Below are 18,304 nucleotides of genomic sequence, written 5' to 3'. Positions count from 1 at the left end.
AAATTATGAATAATTAATAAACGGAAAATTTACGGTTCGAGGTTCGAGTTCCGGGTTATGAGTTATGAATTATAAGATTCGAGATCCAAGGCTTCTATACTTGGTGAAGAAATAGAGAATTCTAAGTTTTAGCCAATATAAAAGCAATTTTTCAATTCAGCGATTTTTCAATTTTATAATAAATAAAAAAAAGCCTTTCAAATGAAAGGCTTTTTTTTATTTATTGTAGTATAGTTATTTTGAAGCAAGGACCTCTTTATTAGAAGTCGTTTTTCCATGTACACCTTCCTCTTTCCCTGACTTCAGGAAGTCATAGGCAATAGCAGAAGCAATGAATATGGATGAATAAGTACCGAATCCGATACCAATTAACATTGCAAACATAAATCCTCTTAAGTTATCTCCACCGAAGATGAAGATTGCCAAGATTACAAGGATTGTAGTAAATGAAGTGTTAAATGTTCTACCTAGCGTACTAGAGATTGAATCATCAAACAATCCTGCTAATGTTAAAGATTTTTTCTCTCTTAAATACTCTCTAATTCTATCAAAGATAATTACCGTATCATTAATAGAGTACCCTAGTACCGTTAAGATAGCCGCAATGAAATCCTGATTGATTTCCATGTTAAACGGCATATATTTGTGAAGCAATGAATAAGTTCCCAAAATAATTACCGCATCGTGGAACAATGCCGCTACCGCACCTAGAGAGAATTGCCATTTTCTAAATCTTATCAAGATATAAATAAAGATCCCCCCTAAAGCTGCAACAACAGCCAGAATACCATGAGTTTTAATATCATCTGCAACCGTAGGTCCTACTTTCTCAGAAGAAATAATCCCGGCATGGTCTTTATCTGCAGATTTAAAATCATGTAGAGAGATTTTAGCTGGTAAGCTAGCCTTTAATCCTTCATATAATTTTTGCTCAACAGTCTGGTCAGCTTTTAGAGACTCATCATCAATAAGGTAATCAGTAGAGATCTTCAATTGTTTTGAGTTCCCAAAAGTTTTAGCTTCAACAGAAGAATTTTTACCATCTTCAGTTTTGAATATTTTCACTAAATTCTGCTCAATATCTTCTGCATTTACATCTTTATCAAATCTTACCACATAGTTTCTACCACCGGTAAAATCAATTCCATATTTAAATCCGTGGATAAAAATTGAACCAATACTGATTACTGTTAATACTAGAGAAATAATATAAGCATATCTTCTTTTTCCGATAAAGTCAATCCAGGTATTTCTGAATAGGTTTTTCGTAGGAGCAGTCCAAACAGAAAGTTGTTTTCCTTTATTTAATCTGGAGAAGATCATTGTTCTTGAAATCAATACCGAAGTAAAGAAAGTCATTAAGATACCAATACCTAAAGTTAAAGCAAAACCTTTAATAGGTCCTGTTCCAAAAAGGAAAAGTACTCCTGCAGTTAATAATGTAGTTAAGTGACCATCAACAATAGCACTTAAAGCATGTTTGAAACCATCTTTATAGGCTTCCAAGATGCTCTTTCCTGCAAATAATTCTTCTTTGGTTCTTTCATAGATAATTACGTTCGTATCAACTGCCATGGCCATTGTAAGAACAATACCTGCAATACCAGGAAGCGTAAGTGTAGCATCTACGGAATCCATAATTCCGAAAATGTAGAACAAGTTAATGATCATTGCAATTACAGCGAATACACCTGCACCACCATAATAGAAAATGATATAAACAATAATTACTAAAAATGCTATACCGAAAGAAATCATCCCTGCATCGATAGACTCCTGCCCTAGAGAAGGTCCTACCTGTGTAGCCTGAACGACTTTAGCTCCCGCTGGTAATTTACCTGCACCTAATACATCAACCAATTCTTTAGCTTCTTCCTGAGAGAAGTTACCAGAGATCTGAGTTCTACCGTTAGGAATAGCGTTTACAACATTTGGAGCAGTATACACTCTGTTATCAAGAGTTACAGCAACTGGTTTATTAACATTTTTTTCTGTTAATGTCTTCCATTCTTTAGCTCCTTTAGAATCCATCTGCATATCAACCACTACTCTTCCCAGCTCGTCATAACTGATACTAGCTGTTTCAACAGCACCGTCTACAGGTGCTTTTTGGTTGATATTCCCTCTGATCGCATACAATACAAGACTTTCAGGATCTGTAGCTTCAGGTTTGTAACCCCACATGAATTGGGTATATTTAATATTGGCAGGACGTAAAGCCTGACCTACTTTGCTATTTAAAATTTTATTGACAACCGCTGTATCAGACAATTTGATGTTTGCAACCCCATTGGTTCTTAACTTGTCCAAATGCAAAAGATTCATGAAGTTTACATTCTTTGCAACTCCCATAGAATCACCTTTTGCTGCAATCATAGCAGTTAAAGTCTGGAAATAAGGTCCAATTTCAGGAACCTGCTGTACTTCCCAAAACTGAAGTTTTGCAGAAGTCTGAAGCATTTTCTTAACCTTATCAATGTCTTTCATACCAGGCATTTCAACAGAAATCCTTGCGGTTCCAGGTACTCTTTGAACATTCGGCTGTACAGCCCCCATTTTATCAATTCTCGTTCTGATGACCTCAAAAGCAGTACCTACAGAAGCATCAATTCTTCTTTTAACAATACTTTTTACCTGCTCATCAGTGGTATTATACTTAATCTCTGTAAGATTAGTGTTTCCGAATATTTCCGGATCTGCAAGTTTAAGATTTGTTCCCTTTGCTTTGTTAAGTGCTTCAAACTGATCGAAGAAATTATCAACATAAGCTTTAGTAGAATTTTTCTGAACTTCGTCAGTTTTATTTAAAGCTTCGATTAGAACAGGATTAGAAGAGTAATTGGTTAAATCACTCACTAAATCTCTTTGGTTGATCTCCAAAAGAACGTTGATCCCTCCTTTCAAGTCAAGACCAAGTTTCATTTCTTTGTCTTTCGCTTTAGAATAATAAAGCTTTGTATAACCAAGATTAAGAGTATCTTCTTTTAGTCGTTTGATCTCTTTCTCGTTTCCGTTCGCAGCTTCAATCTGCGATTCAATTTTGCTGGCGTACCAGGTTGGTATAAGCTCATTTAAGCAAATCAACCCCAGTACAATAGCAACAATTGTAATAAGTCCTTTTCCTTGCATTTTGTTATAACTACGTTAAATTAAGTCGGCAAATATAATGATTTTCTTTATATTTTATGAACTTTCAATAACAGAAATGGTTTATTTTCAGATATATCGACAACTTGACTTCCATTTAAGATTTATCAATTTTAAGGCAATAATTTGTTAATTTTTCAAATTTTGATTACTAGCTGTTTTTCACTAACTTCACAATACACTAAATATCAAAATATTATGAAAACTTTACTTTTTACGGCAAGTATTTTTTCTTCCTTATTTCTTAATTCACAGTCTATAAATCTGGAAGAATTTGCAAGCGGGCTTACTAGCCCAGTCGAAATTACTAATGCTAATGACAGCCGGTTATTCGCAGTGCAGCAGAACGGAATTATAAAAATTATTCAACCTACCGGGACTATTAATGCTACTAATTTTTTAAATATTAGCAGCAAAGTTCTTTATGGCGGAGAAAGGGGTCTTTTAGGACTGGCTTTCCATCAACAGTACAGTACAAATGGTTATTTTTTTGTGTATTACAATGCTACTTCAACGGGAAATATTACGGTTGCCCGATATACAGTAAGTAGCTCTGATCCCAATGTAGCCAATCCTGCTTCTGAAAAAATAATATTAAATATTCCAAAACCATTTGACAACCATAATGGTGGAAGTATTCATTTTGCACCTGATGGAAATTTATGGATCGTAACCGGTGACGGCGGCAGCGGAGGAGATCCTAATAACAATTCACAAAATAAAAATGTTCTCCTCGGAAAAATGCTTCGTATTGACATCAACTCAACCAATGCGTACAACATTCCTGCTGATAATCCTTTCGTAGGAGTTGATGGTGCAGATGAAGTGTGGGCTTATGGCCTTAGAAATGCATGGAAATTTTCTTTTGATCTTACCACAGGAAATGCAATGATTGCTGATGTTGGCCAGGGCCAGATTGAAGAAATCAACAGAAACCCTATCTCAACAGCAGGAATTAATTACGGCTGGAGATGTTATGAGGGGAATACAGCTTACAATACGAACGGATGCGCAAGTTCATCAACGATGACATTTCCGGTGGCTGTATATAATCATTCTGGAGGAAGATGTTCCATAACCGGAGGATACGTTTACAGGGGAAATCTTTATCCTGCATTGCAGGGAAAATATTTTTTCGCAGATTACTGTTCTGATCAGATTGGAATACTGAGCCCAGATAACTCGATCACATGGAGTACCGCATATCCTGGCAACGGCTTTTCAAGCTTCGGTCAGGACAATCAGAAAGGATTATACGTAGCCGCTGTTAATAGTGGAAAAATTTACAAAATTACAAGCGGAACACTTTCTACCCAAGAGAACAACAATTTAAGCAAAATAAAAATATATCCAAATCCTGCTTCTAAAAAAGTATTCATTAGCGGGCTAAAAAATCAAAATTTTTCTACCGAAATCATAAGCCCAGAAGGAAGAGTTCTTGATCAGATGAAGATCAATAGTGATAACAGCATCGATATATCAAAACTCCCTGCAGGTGTATATTACATCAACATAAAATCCGGGGAACTAAAATCCTACAGCCAAAAACTAATAATCCAATAAAGCCCATAAAACAAAGCCTCAATCGATTATGTTGAGGCTTTTATAATATTCTTTGAAAAGATATAAATCGGACTAATTAGATGGTCATTGAAAAAATTCTGGTTTCAGGTTTATTTCGCATCATCCTAAGATCAAATACCATCGCTACATTTCGGGTAAAGGCTCTCCCCTTTTCTGTAATTTTTATTTGATGATCATTAATCTCCACCAACTCATCTTTTTCCATTTCCTTAAGCATTTCCAATGCATTATCTAACTCAGGAAAAGAGTTCTGAATATCCCAGGTAGTTTCCAGCTGGCACATCAGATTTAAAATATGCCTTCTTACAATTAAATCTTCCTGATTTAAAATATGTCCTTTTACCACCGGAATTTCTCCTTCTTCAACGATCTTCTGGTATTCTTCAACAGTTTTTACATTCTGGGCAAAGGCGTACCAGGAATCAGAAATTGAGGACATTCCAAGTCCTACCATTAATTGGGTTTTGCTTGATGTATATCCCATAAAATTCCTGTGTAGTTTTTTCTGGATTAAAGACTGGTATAAATCATCATGCTCTAAGGCGAAATGATCCATTCCAACTTCAATGTATCCCAGTTCTTCCAAGAGGCTTTTCCCATCTTCATACAATCTTCTTTTTTCCTCTCCACTAGGCAGGTCATTTTCATCAAAACCTCTTTGCCCAACTCCTTTTACCCATGGAACATGTGCATAAGAGTAGAAGGCTAGTCGGTCCGGTTTCAATTCTAATGTTTTGCGAATCGTATACTCCATGGCATCCCAATGCTGATGAGGAAGTCCAAAAACCAAATCATGGCTTATCCCTCCATATCCAATTTCTCTTGCCAATTCTGTTACTTCTTTTACTTTTTCAAAAGGCTGAATCCTGTTAATCGCTTTTTGAACTTTTGGATCATAATCCTGCACACCAAAGCTTACTCTTCTAAAGCCAAGGTCATATAATGTCTGAAGATGCTCTCTGGTCGTATTATTAGGATGTCCTTCAAAAGAAAATTCTGGATGTTCAGCAATTTCTACGGTTTCAAATATCCCTTCTAATAAAGCTTTTAAATTCTTAGGAGAGAAAAATGTCGGAGTTCCACCCCCCAGGTGAAGTTCCTTTAATTTGGGTTTCTCATCAAATAGCTGAAGATAAAGCTGCCATTCCTTTAAAACACTTTCAAGATAAGGGGTTTCAACGCTATGCTGTTTGGTAATGCGCTTATGACATGCACAAAAAGTACAAAGAGCCTCACAAAAAGGCAAATGAATATAAATAGAAATTCCTTCCGCAGCATTACTTTCATGAAAAGACCTTATAACACTATCCTTCCATTTTTCTGGAGAAAATGTACTTTCATCCCAATACGGAACGGTGGGATAAGACGTATAACGTGGTCCTGGAATATTATATTTATCAATTAAAGAGTTCATTTAAAAATTTTAAATTTTTATAGATCAAATGAAATTCAAAAAGAATTTCATTCTACAAAATTAACTATAACTTATGAATTTTGAATCATGAATTATATTAGGGTTTATTTTCGAAATTTATAATGAGTCTAAATACTCTGCCTGCAAAGTTTCTTTTAAACTTATTTTTCCACTAAAGCAGAAAACTATTATTCTTCTGTTTTATATTCGAAATTCCCGTCAAAGGTAAACTGAAGAATGCAATAAGCAGAAGTATTATCAGTGATATCCTCTATACTGAAAATTTAAAATTTTAATTTCACAACCGCAATTCTATCTTTGCCCGCTACTGCGAAAGAATTACAATCTATCCACTCGCAGACATACAGATTTTTTTCATCAGAGATCTTTTTCCATGTTTTCCCGAAATCAGCAGAATAACTGATGTGCTGATCGCCCACACTAAGTATTTCTTTTCCTCCGGAACCTGGTCTTATTTTCACACATGTTGCATAACCGGCATTAGCTCCTGATGCCTGAATTTGCCATGTTTTTCCACCGTCATTTGTCGTGGCAATATTATTTATATTATCAGCCTGTTTGGTATAATCTCCTCCTACTGCAATTCCAAACTGATCGTTGTAGAAGTCTATAGAATACATTCCTTGTGAAGATTCTCCCTGAATAAAAGGTGTATCAAAAACTTCAATCTTTCCCGTTGCAGAATTCAGTCTTAATATTCTTGAGGCTTTCCCACCCGTAGCAATCCAAACATATTTTTTAGTGGAAGCTATATTGGTGTTACTCGCTGCAAAAGCGGCTTCCCCTTTGTTTAAAACCACTTCATTTTTAAATGAGTCCCATTTTCCATTCTTTAAAACAGCCAATTTTAAAGAATTAGTATCATCAGAATCACTAAAACTATAGGCAAGATGATCATTCACAACATGTAAAGCATCATAAAATGCCGTTTTCACGGTATCCTGATATACTACTTTTGATTTCAGATCTTTCTTATCTATTTCAAAAAAATAAGCAGGGCTTAAAACATTAATTGCATAAAAAGAACTTTTATTTTGAGCCAGCGTTCTGAACTCTAACTTCTTGTCCGATAATAAAATCTGCTTTTGATTTTTAGAATCTTTTAAATCCACAAAACCAAATTTAGTCCCTGTTCCTGTATACCATATTTTTTGATCCCAAATCTGAAAAGCCCGTATACTTATTTTATCATTAAAAATTGTTGTAAAACTTTCTATTTGTTGAGAGAATATCAACATTCCAACAAAAGCAAATAATAAGGAGAATATTTTTTTCATAGTATGCAAAAATAAAAACCCGCCGAAGCGGGTTATGTATTAATTATTATTTTGATTTTGATATTTTTCAGGATTATTTAATTTGCTGTTTGATCTTCCATAGAAGAAATAAACCAAACCTCCAAAGAATAACCAAATAGCTGAAAGCTCTAATGCATGAGTACTTAGGTTCAGGATCAAGTATACATTTATGAGTACTCCCAATCCAACAATTATCTTATAAGCCGGCACTTTGAATGGTCGTATAATGTTCGGTTCTTTTTTTCTCATGATCCAAACTGCGATACAAACCAATGTAAATGCAAATAAAGTCCCAAAACTTGTCATGTCAGCCAAGGTAGAAATAGGAGTAAGTGCAGCGATAAATGCAACTACTATTCCTAGTAAAATTATACCCTTATAAGGTGTTTTTGTTTTTGGGTGAAGTTCACCAAAAAATTTAGGAATCAACCCATCTTTTGACATTCCGATAAAAATTCTCGATTGTCCCATCATCATTACCATTACTACAGAAATTAATCCTACAGTAGCGGCAATGGTTACAACATTACTGGCCCAGTGTTTTCCAGCAATTTCAAAAGCATAGGCTACAGGAGCTTTAATCGCATCAGGAAATTTTCCTTCCGGATTGAAATCGGAATAATGTATCATTCCAGTTAATACAAGAGATACACAAATATATAAAGCTGTACATACTAACAATGAAGTGATGATAGCAAAAGGTACATCTTTCTTAGGGTTAATCGCTTCTCCAGCCTGAGTGGATACAGCATCAAAACCAATATAGGCAAAAAATATTGCCGCAGCTCCTGAAATAATCCCTTTAAGACCATATGCAGAAACCATTTGGCCTTCGGGGTTTTTAATCATTGTCTGATCTGGAATAAATGGCTTCCAGTTTTTAACCCCATCAGCAGCATTATAAAGTTCAGGACTAGAAAAAATTATATAAGCTCCTGCTATAATAACAAAAATAACAGCAGAAGTTTTCATTACGACAATCAAATTATTTGCGCTAGCAGCTTCTTTTGTTCCCTTTACCAATAATGCAGTAATCAGCAAAACAAGAATAAACGCTGGCAAATTCATAGAGAACCCTTCTCCTGTATAACTTGCAGGATCAGAGGTAAGATATGAAGGTAAATGAATTCCGAAAATCTTCAAAAATTTGGTAAAGTATCCTGACCAACTTACCGAAACTGCCATACTTGCCATGGCATATTCCAAAATAAGACACCACCCCATTGCCCATGCAAAAATTTCACCTACAGTTCCGTACGCATAAGCATATGCAGAACCTTCAACAGGAATAATGGAAGCAAATTCTGCATAACACAACGCTGCAAAAATACAAGCAATACCTGCTACTATAAAAGAAATTGCAAGTGCTGGGCCTGCATGAAAATAAGCACCGGTTCCAGTAAGAACAAAGATCCCCCCCCCAATAATAGCACCAACTCCTATTGCCGTCAAGCTCCATTTACCAAGAACTTTTTTCAGCTCGCTTTTCTTAATATCAGCTTCATAAGCGCTCATTGGTTTTTTAACCCAAATTTTTGACATATTTTATTGTTTATTTAAGATTTACGAAAGTATAAAAAATTTACAAATACTAACAATTATTGATAAACTTTCATTATTAAATTTATATTTAAGAACATAAAAAACTGATTAGCATACTATTCAACTCATTTTTCAGGTATATTGAATTTTTGCTTATTTTTGAACACATGAATCTATACGATCTCTTTGTAAAGCCGTATGAAGGCTATACCGCTTTACAAATCATGCTGGAAAGTACTGGAACAATCTTCGGCATCCTTAGTGTTTATTTCTCAATTAAAAAGAACATTTGGGTATACCCAACAGGTATTATTTCCACATTAATATATGTTTATATTCTTTTCAACTTTGGATTGCTTGGCGATTGTATGATCAATATATATTATACAGCAATGAGTATATACGGGTGGATCTTGTGGGCTAGGAATTCTGAAGATCATATTCATGTAGAGGTTTCGTGGGCTTCAAAAAAAGAGTGGATATTTGCTTCTCTTCTTTTCGTCATAAGTTTATTATTGGTTACTCTTATTTATTATTATAAGCCTTATATAGATAATCATTTTTCAATGACAGGTACTAATCTTGGGTTATATCATCTGGATTGGGCTAATTGGCTGGATGTTCTCACAACATCTATATTTTTAGTCGGTATGTGGTTTATGGCTAAACAACGCATTGAGAACTGGATCTTCTGGATTATCGGAGATTTTATTTGTATGCCTATGATGATTTTTAAGGGTCTTGGAATCACTTCGGTTCAATATTTGGTATTTACTATAATGGCGATCATGGGATACGTCAATTGGAAAAAAAGTTTTAAAGAAAAAAGAAAATAAAGTCATGAAAAATTTGTTAAAAATAACGTTTAGTATTTTCACTATAATGAGCTTAACATCCTGTTTAGCCTATGCAGATGGATATTCTAATAATGGTTATGGAGATCCATATTATAATAATGGATATTACTATGCTCCATCAGGATACTACGGAAGCGGAGGATACTATGGTAATGATGGATATTATTACAGAAATGATGTAAATTATTATTACGACAACGGTGCTCCTTACTATTACTATGGAAACAATAACAACAGAAGAAAGGTATATGTAGAAAGAAGAGGAACAATTACTTCTCAGAGACCCAACAATGGTCTTCAAAATACACGTACTAATAATAGCAATTATAACAATAGTAATTATAATAACAGAAGCAACGGTAACAGTGGTTTCAGAAATTCAAACTCTAACAATCAAAGCAATCAGGGAAGTGGTTACAGAAATGTTCCACAGCAAAACACTGAAAGACCTCAAAACAACAGTGGGTTTAGAAACAACAGTTCATCAAACTCTAATACTAATGTAAATACAAATAGCGGTAGTGGCTTTAGAAGCAATAACCAAAGTAATCCGCAACAGCAAGATAATTCTAATCGATCAAGCGGAAGCGGATTTAGAAGATAATCATTCTAAATAACAAAAACGAACAGCAAACACTGTTCGTTTTTTATTTTAAATACATTAATTTTGCTTGTTTATTTTTAGAGAAAGAAAGTATGGAATTTTATAAATATCAAGGCACTGGAAACGATTTTGTAATGATAGATAATCGTGATTTGCAGTTTCCAAAAGATAAAGAAATTATCGAAAAGCTTTGTGACAGACGTTTCGGAATTGGTGCAGACGGTCTTATTCTATTGGAAAATGATGACAGGTATGATTTCAAAATGGTTTACTACAATTCTGATGGTGGTGAAAGCACGATGTGTGGAAACGGCGGCCGATGCCTGGTTGCCTTTGCTTTTTTTCTGGATATTTTTGAAGATAAATGTAAATTCATTGCAATAGATGGAGAACATGATGCAGAAATAAGTAATGGCATCATCAAGCTAAAAATGATTGATGTTGAAAATATTTCTAACGATGGAAATGATACTGTGATGAATACAGGCTCACCGCATTATGTAAAATACGTTGAGGATCTTGTTACTTATAACGTCTTTGCGGAAGGAAACGGGATCAGAAATTCGGAAAATTATAAAGAAAAAGGAATCAATGTGAATTTTGTTGAAAAAATTACCGATGATGAAATTTTCGTAAGAACCTATGAACGAGGCGTTGAGGACGAAACCTACAGTTGTGGAACAGGAGTTACAGCATCTGCTTTAACTTTTTTACAAAAAAACAATCTAATCTCTGTAAAAGTTAAAACCTTAGGTGGAAATCTCAAGGTTTACGCTGAAAAAGACGGAAATTCATTCCAAAATATTTGGTTGGAGGGTCCAGCGAAACAAGTTTTTAGAGGTAAGGTTGACCTTATTTAAAAACAAAACTTTTAAATCAATTATTTAATAATGAAAAAAATTATTCTCATTATCGTACTGCTTGTTGTAGCAGTTGCGGGATTTTTTGGGTTGAGATTTTATAATACATATTACGGTAATAACGTAGAAAAAGAAGGATATGTTTTAATTCCCCATGGGGCAACGTTTAAACAAGTCCTGGATTCTATTGGTCCGTATATACAAAATAAAGAATCGTTTGAAACAGTGGCAAAAGATAAAGATCTTGAACAACATCTTAAGCCGGGCCGTTACCACATCCAAAATGGGACAGGTAATACGAACATCGTAAATATGATCAAAGCAGGAAATCAAACTGAGAATACATTTAGAATAGGTGATTTTGGAGACATCTATCAGATGATTGGTAAAGTCACTAAAAAAACGGAACTGGATTCATTAAGATTTGTCAATGATCTTAACAGCATTGCTACGGAAAAGGGATATAATAGTGCTGAAGATCTTAAAAAATATTTTTTTATCGATTCTTATAATTTTTTCTGGACTGTAAGCCCTAAGGATTTCTTTAAAAAATTTGAAAACCAGTATAATGATTTTTGGAACAGTGAAAGAAAAAATAAAGAACAGCAGTCGGGATTATCAAGAGATCAGATTTATGCTTTGGCATCTATTGTATATAAAGAATCAGGTGGAAAAAAAGATGAAATGAAAACGATTGCAGGATTATATCTGAACCGATATAGAAAAGGAATGAAATTACAATCTGATCCTACAGTTATATATGCTATTAATAAGCAAACAAATTTTAAAGAGTCTATAAAAAGAGTTCTGTATAAACACCTCTCTACTCCATCACCTTACAATACTTATGCTAATGCAGGTATTCCTCCGGGGCCAATATGCGTGGTAGATAAGAATTCAGTGGATGCGGTTCTTAATGCAGAAAACAATAACTATATATTCATGTGTGCTGATCCTGCAAGGTTTGGTTATCACAAATTTACAGCAAGTGCTGAAGAGCATGCAATCAATGCAAAAGCCTATCAGAACTGGCTTAATTCAAAAAATATAAAATAAAAAGCAAGTTTAACTTTATTTTAACAATTTCGTAATTAACATTTAGTCTCCAAAAGCGACATATACATTACAAACAATAAATCAATCTTAATATTTTGAAATTTAGATCATTAATAATTTCACAATAATAAGAGTTATATTTTCACGATTTTACACAAACAATACCTTATGAACAAGACGGAAATCATTAACATTTTCACAAAAAAAACCTTAGGGCTTACTTTTGTACTTTCAGCGGCAGCTTTTGCTTTCGGCCAGGAGAAGGTAGGTATTTCCGGGACAGTTGTCAGTAAAAACAGCCAACCCGTTCCTTATGCTTCAGTTACTTTTAGCAATAAACAAAATAAATTATTCAGCGATGCAGCTCTAACTGATGAGAAAGGTCAGTACAAACTCGATCTGGCACCAGGAAACTACGATATCACTATTGAAGCAATTGATTATAAAAAGAGCATAATTAATAAACAAATTGCAGCTGCGGGAAATATTGGAGCTTTATCTATTGAAGCAGAAAAAAGCGCTACCAATCTTAAAACCGGGGATATACAAGGAGTAACGATTACCGTGCAGGCAAAGCCGTATAAAGTAGAATTAGATAAAAGAACTTATGACCCTTCTCAGGATATTGTTAGTAAAGGAGGAAACCTTCAGGATGTATTATCAAATGTACCTTCCGTATCTGTAGAAACCGATGGTACAGTTTCTATGAGAGGAAGTTCGAATGTAAAATTTTTGATTAATGGTAAGCCTTCTGCATTATTAGGTATTGATGATGGAGCTAATGCTTTACAAAGTATTCCAGCTGATCAGATTGAACGGATTGAAGTGATAACCAACCCGTCCTCGAAATTTGAAGCAAGTGGAACGGCAGGTATTCTTAATATTATTTTGAAGAAAAATAAAAAAATGGGATTCAATGGTAGTGTTATAGGAAATTTGGGATATCTTCCTCAAACCTCTCTTAATACAAATTTAAGTTGGAGAAAGGGAAAGTTTAATTGGTTTCTAAATGGTGGTGGTGGATACAGGGAATCTAAAAATACCAACCGAAACAATTCATTCTTTAGTAGTGGAACTACCAATCAAATCGATAATGAGTCAATTACAAAAAGTAAAAATGACAACTACAATGCTTCAGCAGGAGTAATATATGACATCACTGATAAGACTTCAATTAATGCTTCTGGAACAGTTAGAACTTTTGATAATCAAACTAATGGTAATGTTACATACAATGATTATTTCTCCAATAATACAACTGGTTTCAGACAAAGGCTGAATACAGGAAATGGTAATAATTTAGCCTTTCAAGGAGACTTTGGTTTAGATCATAAATTTGATGATAAAGGTCAGAACCTATCCTTATCAGCAAGCTTACAAAGAAACCGTTCCAATAATGATACAGATATATCAGACACCAATAATGGAGTTTTCCAATTACAAGATTTGGTAACCCAGAAGACACTTAACAAATCATTCATTGGAAAAGCAGATTACGAATTACCCGTTGGAGAGAATTCTAAAATAGAGGCCGGTTATCGAATAGATGTTAACAGAAATAACTACAACAATATGGTTATGGAAAGTACTGTATCTCATCCTCTTAATTCTTATCTGGAAGATTATTCATATAATGCCACCTATAAAGAAATGTTCAATGCATTTTATCTTCAGTTCAAAAGCAAGATCGGAAAACTTGGATATCAACTGGGATTAAGAGATGAGATCTCTAAAGTGGATATTGATTATCTAAATCTTGCTGGTGGTGCTCAAAAAACAACTAAGAATTACAACAATCTCTTTCCAAGCGTTTTCTTAAGCTATGAAATTGCCAAGGACAATCAATTTTTAGTTAACTATTCAAGAAGGATTGACCGTCCACGTTCTTTCTTTATGATACCCAATCCAAGCTATAATGATAACCAGAATATTTTTGATGGGAATATTGACTTAAATCCGTCCTATGTAGATTCTTACGAATTTGGATATAGCATTTCAAAAAAGAATTTTACTATTAACCCTACGCTATATTACAGACATTCCAGTGATGATGTAAAAATGCTGGTTTATAAAACCGTTGATACTAATAATATAACAACTTTTCACACCAAGCCTATCAATCTTGGAAATGATGATCGTTATGGTTTAGATTTAAATTTTAACTGGGATGCTACAAAATGGCTAAAATTTATGGGTAATGTAGATTTATTTGGATATAAAACTACAGGTACTTTCTACGATCCTAAAACAATGGATAAACCTATGTCTTTTGATGGAAGTGGTTTCTCTACCAGAGCCAGACTTACTTCTACCTTTAAAGTGGATAAGACTTTCAACTTCCAGCTTCAAGGTTTTTACAGAGGAGCACAGAAAACTCAGAGCCAGGATAGAAAGGATATGTACGCTATAAGTTTTGGAGCTTCTAAAACAATATGGAATGGTAATGGAACCATTGGTTTCAACATTCAGGATATCTTTAATACTAGAGCAATGCGATCTACAACTTATGGCACAGATTTTACCAGAGATTCATATATGCAATGGCAGCCTAGACAGTTTGCTTTATCCTTAACTTATAGATTTAAGCAGGGTGAGAAGATAGACCAGCCTAAAAAGAAAAAAGACATTAACTCCAATGCAGCCGGAGATGACCAGCAAGCTCCAATGTAATACAAAAAAAATCCCGATCTGCAGATCGGGATTTTTTTATTTTACAGCTAATTTATTTTTCTCTGCCTCGAAAATTCTTTTTCTTAAATCACTGGAGGAAAAACGATGATCTCTTTTGTTATAATAGATTTCAATTCCTTTTTCTTCACAGTATTTTTTCCCTGTAAAATCCCTATCCAAATAATCATCCCCAATAATTCGTACATCGATCACGAAGGACTTTAAAATATCTTCTAAATCTTCTTCTGTGTAATAAGGAATAATTTCATCTACTGCATTTACAGCTTTAAGTTGAATATATCTTTCTACAATGGTCTGAGTGGGCTTATTCTTATTTGGACGATCATGAGAAGGGTCAATTTGTAAACCAACAATCAGATAGTCGCAAATTGTTTTTGCTTCTTCTAACATTTTTATATGACCTGCATGAAGTAAGTCAAATGAAGAGAATGTGATCCCTATTCTTTCTGTTTTCATATTAATCTATTTTAACGTATCTAAGATAGAAATCTTTTAAAAAATTTCTTATCAAAAAAAATATTTTGTTTTATTTATTACGAATTTCTGGAGTTTAGATATTTTTGCCATTCCCAAACTGTTTTTAAAGCTTCCTCTAAGCTCGTTTCAGATTTCCAGCCCAATTCACTTTCAGCCTTATCAACATTAGCATATGCCACTGTAATATCTCCTTCTCTTCTATCACAAATCTGGTAAGCAACTTTTACGTCGTTGGCAACTTCAAAAGCACTCACCACATCCAATACAGAAGAACCTTTTCCTGTTCCAAGGTTATAAATATCAATAACAGTATCGTTATTATGATCTGTCATTAATTTTTTCAGAGCTGCTACATGCGCTTTAGCAAGATCGACCACATAAATGTAATCACGTATCGGTGTTCCATCTTCAGTATCATAATCATTGCCCCAGATATTCAGTTTTTCACGAATACCAGCCGCTGTCTGCATGACATAAGGAACTAGGTTATTTGGAACTCCAATTGGCAATTCCCCTAATTTTGCTGAGGGATGCGCCCCAATAGGGTTAAAATACCTTAATAGGGAAACTTTTCTTTTGTATGCATTCGCAAAATCTTTAATGATTTCCTCTCCCATCTGTTTCGTTTTCCCATAAACACTCTCTGGCAGCTTTAAGGGAGTATTTTCATCTATAGGCATTACGTCTGCCTGCCCATAAACAGTACATGAAGAGCTGAAAATAAAATTAGAAATTTCTCTTTTCTTAAATTCCTGAAGAATATTGATCAAAGAAAATAAATTATTCTCGTAATAGTCAACCGGCATTACCTGGCTTTCTCCGACAGCCTTAGAAGCTGCAAAGTTAATACATCCATCAATTTGGTGGGCATCAAAAACCTGAGTCAAAAGTTCCTTTCTTTTTAAATCAAAAGGATAAAAAACAGGTTTCTTTCCTGTAATTTCTTCTATATTTTTTAAAATAAATCTTTCTGAATTGGATAAATCATCTACAATAACAACATCAAAGTTATTATTAAGAAGTTCTACAACAGTGTGAGAACCTATATATCCAAGACCTCCTGTTACCAGTATTGCCATTTATGTTTTATATTTTTATATTTTGAATTTTTATTCTTCGTCTTGTCCTAAACTTTCTATTTCGTTATTCTGATCTTCTTGACTTTTAATATTCAGATAGGAGATATAAAAAATTATAAATCCAACAATCAAAATATTAAAACAAATTACAAAATTATAATATGTATTATTCTGGTAAGTTATTATCAAAGTATACAATGCGTAACAAAGTATTATAAAAATTATTGTTGCAAAAAGATTAAGAATAACTTTTGCATTCTTTATCTTTAAATAAAGTACCAGAGATAAAATCAAATTTATTATAATATAAAAGGTATATTTAAAAAGAGTTTCTGAAATATTACTTTCATAGTATTTATAGCTGGATGAAGAATGATGAGATTTAAGAGCAATAATCATAAATATTGAGTATAGCACCAAAACAAAAAGATGAAATCCTAAAAAGAATTTATATTTTTTACCTTTTAAGAAAAATTCTTCTCTCATTCTACCCCATAAACTCCAACACAGCATCAGTAATATACTTCAACTGTTCTTCGTCCAATTCCGTATGCATCGGAAGAGAAATAACCTGATCCAATAACTTGTCCGTATTCACAAAGTCGGCATCATTACTTTCCTGAAAATAAGCTTTTTGTTTTCTCAATGCTACCGGATAATAGATCATTGCAGGAATTTCTTTTTCTGTAAGGAATTTTTGTAATTCATTACGTTTTCCATTTAATATTCTTAACGTATACTGATGAAATACGTGTGTCGTGTTTTCAGCTCTTTTTGGAGTTAATATGTTTGAATTTCCTGCAAAAGCCTCATCGTAGTAATCAGCTGCCTTTCTTCTCGCTTCATTATAAGAATCAAGGTTTGGAAGTTTTTTTCTTAAAATAGCAGCCTGAATACTGTCTAAACGAGAGTTCACCCCTACCTCATCATGATAGTATCTTTCATACATCCCATGATTTACAATTCCTCTTAAACGGTGAGCTAACTCATCATTATTGGTAAAAATAGCACCTCCATCTCCATAGCATCCTAAATTTTTAGAAGGAAAGAAAGAAGTAGTTCCTACAGTAGACATAGTCCCTGCCTGTTTTACAGTACCATCAGAAAAGGTATAGTCTGAACCAATGGCCTGCGCGTTATCTTCAATAACAAACAAATTATTCTCTTCAGCAATCTTCAGGATCTCTTCCATGTTGGCACATTGTCCAAAAATATGTACCGGAATAATTGCTTTCGTCCTTGGAGTAATTGCTTTTTTTATTTCTTCTGTTGAAATGGTGAATGTATCGTAATCTACATCTACTAAAACAGATTTAAGTTTCAATAAATGAATTACCTCTACAGTAGCTGCAAAAGTAAAATCGGCAGTGATCACCTCATCCCCTTCTTTAAGGTCTAAAGCCATCAAAGCAATCTGTAAAGCATCTGTCCCGTTTGCACAAGGGATTACGTGCTTTACTTCTAAATAAGATTCCAATTCATTCTGGAAGGACTTTACTTCTGGGCCATTGATAAAAGCCGCTGAATCCATTACATTTAATACTGCATTATCTACATCATTCTTTATTTTGTAATACTGACTTTGCAAGTCAACCATCTGAATTTTTTTCATAAATAAATATTTCCGTAAAAATAAGGAATTTAAAATCCATTCAAAAATTTTATTGATTTTGT

13 protein-coding genes are annotated in these 18,304 nt (G+C 33.8%); 6 read left to right on the top strand and 7 right to left on the bottom strand.

Annotated elements, in window-relative coordinates; all coding sequences use genetic code 11:
• Nucleotides 1-234 precede the first annotated feature (234 nt).
• Nucleotides 235-3,129 (bottom strand): protein translocase subunit SecD, encoded by a 2,895-nt coding sequence (gene secD, locus CEY12_RS00320; protein ID WP_089025795.1) that lies wholly within the window; start codon nucleotides 3,127-3,129, stop codon nucleotides 235-237.
• 216 nt (nucleotides 3,130-3,345) lie between these two features.
• Between secD and CEY12_RS00315 the strand changes: the two genes are divergently transcribed.
• Nucleotides 3,346-4,710, top strand: a complete 1,365-nt coding sequence (locus CEY12_RS00315; RefSeq protein WP_089025794.1) for a PQQ-dependent sugar dehydrogenase — start codon at nucleotides 3,346-3,348, stop codon at nucleotides 4,708-4,710.
• Nucleotides 4,711-4,786: 76 nt separating this feature from the next.
• Here CEY12_RS00315 and hemN read toward each other — a convergent pair whose 3' ends face one another.
• The 3 genes from hemN to CEY12_RS00300 all read right to left on the bottom strand — a co-directional run bounded on the left by hemN (nucleotide 4,787) and on the right by CEY12_RS00300 (nucleotide 9,006).
• On the bottom strand, nucleotides 4,787-6,145 hold the full coding sequence (hemN, locus tag CEY12_RS00310; protein WP_089025793.1) for an oxygen-independent coproporphyrinogen III oxidase: 1,359 nt from the start codon (nucleotides 6,143-6,145) through the stop codon (nucleotides 4,787-4,789).
• A 284-nt stretch (nucleotides 6,146-6,429) separates the two neighbouring features.
• Entirely contained in the window at nucleotides 6,430-7,443 is a 1,014-nt protein-coding gene (locus CEY12_RS00305) for a glycosyl hydrolase (protein WP_089025792.1), read from the bottom strand.
• Between the two features lie 39 nt (nucleotides 7,444-7,482).
• Nucleotides 7,483-9,006, bottom strand: coding sequence for an amino acid permease (locus CEY12_RS00300; protein ID WP_089025791.1), 1,524 nt, complete (start codon nucleotides 9,004-9,006; stop codon nucleotides 7,483-7,485).
• A 167-nt stretch (nucleotides 9,007-9,173) separates the two neighbouring features.
• Between CEY12_RS00300 and pnuC the strand changes: the two genes are divergently transcribed.
• The 5 genes from pnuC (at nucleotide 9,174) to CEY12_RS00275 (ending at nucleotide 15,053) form a co-directional block, all read left to right on the top strand.
• Entirely contained in the window at nucleotides 9,174-9,842 is a 669-nt protein-coding gene (gene pnuC / locus CEY12_RS00295) for a nicotinamide riboside transporter PnuC (RefSeq protein WP_089025790.1), read from the top strand.
• A gap of 4 nt (nucleotides 9,843-9,846) precedes the next feature.
• Nucleotides 9,847-10,467, top strand: a complete 621-nt coding sequence (locus CEY12_RS00290) for a hypothetical protein (RefSeq protein ID WP_089025789.1) — start codon at nucleotides 9,847-9,849, stop codon at nucleotides 10,465-10,467.
• 92 nt (nucleotides 10,468-10,559) lie between these two features.
• The gene (dapF, locus tag CEY12_RS00285) at nucleotides 10,560-11,327 is read left to right on the top strand and encodes a diaminopimelate epimerase (RefSeq protein WP_089025788.1); all 768 of its coding nucleotides are present in this window, start codon (nucleotides 10,560-10,562) and stop codon (nucleotides 11,325-11,327) included.
• A 30-nt stretch (nucleotides 11,328-11,357) separates the two neighbouring features.
• Nucleotides 11,358-12,383: an endolytic transglycosylase MltG gene (gene mltG / locus CEY12_RS00280; protein ID WP_089025787.1), complete on the top strand. Its 1,026-nt coding sequence runs from the start codon at nucleotides 11,358-11,360 to the stop codon at nucleotides 12,381-12,383.
• 168 nt (nucleotides 12,384-12,551) lie between these two features.
• On the top strand, nucleotides 12,552-15,053 hold the full coding sequence (locus CEY12_RS00275) for a TonB-dependent receptor (protein ID WP_089025786.1): 2,502 nt from the start codon (nucleotides 12,552-12,554) through the stop codon (nucleotides 15,051-15,053).
• A gap of 36 nt (nucleotides 15,054-15,089) precedes the next feature.
• On the opposite strand, the gene CEY12_RS00270 is transcribed toward CEY12_RS00275, so the two are convergent.
• The 3 genes from CEY12_RS00270 to CEY12_RS00255 all read right to left on the bottom strand — a co-directional run bounded on the left by CEY12_RS00270 (nucleotide 15,090) and on the right by CEY12_RS00255 (nucleotide 18,242).
• Nucleotides 15,090-15,530 carry an adenylyltransferase/cytidyltransferase family protein gene (locus CEY12_RS00270; protein WP_089025785.1) on the bottom strand — a complete coding sequence of 147 codons (441 nt, stop codon included), beginning with the start codon at nucleotides 15,528-15,530 and terminating at the stop codon, nucleotides 15,090-15,092.
• 77 nt (nucleotides 15,531-15,607) lie between these two features.
• On the bottom strand, nucleotides 15,608-16,630 hold the full coding sequence (gene galE, locus CEY12_RS00265; RefSeq protein ID WP_089025784.1) for a UDP-glucose 4-epimerase GalE: 1,023 nt from the start codon (nucleotides 16,628-16,630) through the stop codon (nucleotides 15,608-15,610).
• A 487-nt stretch (nucleotides 16,631-17,117) separates the two neighbouring features.
• Nucleotides 17,118-18,242: a DegT/DnrJ/EryC1/StrS family aminotransferase gene (locus tag CEY12_RS00255; protein WP_089025782.1), complete on the bottom strand. Its 1,125-nt coding sequence runs from the start codon at nucleotides 18,240-18,242 to the stop codon at nucleotides 17,118-17,120.
• Nucleotides 18,243-18,304 lie beyond the last annotated feature (62 nt).

The organism is Chryseobacterium sp. T16E-39, assembly GCF_002216065.1.
Taxonomy (GTDB): Bacteria; Bacteroidota; Bacteroidia; order Flavobacteriales; family Weeksellaceae; genus Chryseobacterium.
This window is presented reverse-complemented; position numbering and strand designations above follow the sequence as displayed.

Coding starts and splice junctions, on each gene's coding strand:
- secD (WP_089025795.1), bottom strand. CDS start 3,129: ATGCAAGGAAAAGGACTTATTACAATTGTTGCTATTGTACTGGGGTTG.
- CEY12_RS00315 (WP_089025794.1), top strand. CDS start 3,346: ATGAAAACTTTACTTTTTACGGCAAGTATTTTTTCTTCCTTATTTCTT.
- hemN (WP_089025793.1), bottom strand. CDS start 6,145: ATGAACTCTTTAATTGATAAATATAATATTCCAGGACCACGTTATACG.
- CEY12_RS00305 (WP_089025792.1), bottom strand. CDS start 7,443: ATGAAAAAAATATTCTCCTTATTATTTGCTTTTGTTGGAATGTTGATA.
- CEY12_RS00300 (WP_089025791.1), bottom strand. CDS start 9,006: ATGTCAAAAATTTGGGTTAAAAAACCAATGAGCGCTTATGAAGCTGAT.
- pnuC (WP_089025790.1), top strand. CDS start 9,174: ATGAATCTATACGATCTCTTTGTAAAGCCGTATGAAGGCTATACCGCT.
- CEY12_RS00290 (WP_089025789.1), top strand. CDS start 9,847: ATGAAAAATTTGTTAAAAATAACGTTTAGTATTTTCACTATAATGAGC.
- dapF (WP_089025788.1), top strand. CDS start 10,560: ATGGAATTTTATAAATATCAAGGCACTGGAAACGATTTTGTAATGATA.
- mltG (WP_089025787.1), top strand. CDS start 11,358: ATGAAAAAAATTATTCTCATTATCGTACTGCTTGTTGTAGCAGTTGCG.
- CEY12_RS00275 (WP_089025786.1), top strand. CDS start 12,552: ATGAACAAGACGGAAATCATTAACATTTTCACAAAAAAAACCTTAGGG.
- CEY12_RS00270 (WP_089025785.1), bottom strand. CDS start 15,530: ATGAAAACAGAAAGAATAGGGATCACATTCTCTTCATTTGACTTACTT.
- galE (WP_089025784.1), bottom strand. CDS start 16,630: ATGGCAATACTGGTAACAGGAGGTCTTGGATATATAGGTTCTCACACT.
- CEY12_RS00255 (WP_089025782.1), bottom strand. CDS start 18,242: ATGAAAAAAATTCAGATGGTTGACTTGCAAAGTCAGTATTACAAAATA.